Annotated in this window: 1 protein-coding gene; it reads right to left on the bottom strand. The window is 55.2% G+C overall.

Translation table 11 applies throughout. The features are described 5' to 3' along the window. On the bottom strand, nucleotides 1–659 hold a 659-nt coding region (locus J1784_RS00275), incomplete at both ends, for an AAA family ATPase (RefSeq protein WP_217147581.1).

The following is a 659-nucleotide window of genomic DNA, read 5'->3' as shown; positions in this document are numbered from 1 at the left end:
CGGTGCCACATAAATCGCAGAGATTTCCTGCCAGCAGGTGGCAATCTCCTGCTGAGTCAGCATCAGGCTTTCCGGCTCAGCCGCTGTTGTTTCTGCTGCTGTTTGCTGATATTTCTGCTGCTGTTCGGCGCGCACCAGTTGCATCACTTTCTGTTCATTTTCACGCGACGGATAATCCACCAGCACTTTCATCAGAAAACGGTCAAGCTGCGCTTCCGGCAGCGGCCAGGTGCCTTCCTGATCCACCGGATTTTGTGTTGCCAGCACCATAAACACGCCGGGCAACGGCCAGGTTTTCCCCGCAACCGTCACATGGCGTTCTTCCATGGCTTCTAATAAGGCTGACTGCACCCTGGCGGAAGCACGGTTGATCTCATCGGCCAGAATAATATTGCCAAATACCGGCCCCGGACGAAAACGAAACTGCTCTTCTTCGCGCGTGGCATGCTGCTGATAAATCTCACTGCCGGTAATGTCAGAAGGCAGGAGATCCGGCGTGAACTGAATGCGGCTGAACTCACCTTCCACGTGCCGGGCAAGTTCACGAACGGCACGGGTTTTGGCCAGACCCGGCAGGCCTTCGAGCAATACATGTCCGTCACACAACAGGGCAATCAGCAACATACGTACCAGCGATTGCTGGCCGATCACCTGCTCAT

This window comes from Rahnella ecdela (assembly GCF_019049625.1).
In the GTDB taxonomy this organism is placed as follows: domain Bacteria; phylum Pseudomonadota; class Gammaproteobacteria; order Enterobacterales; family Enterobacteriaceae; genus Rahnella; species Rahnella ecdela.
This window is presented reverse-complemented; position numbering and strand designations above follow the sequence as displayed.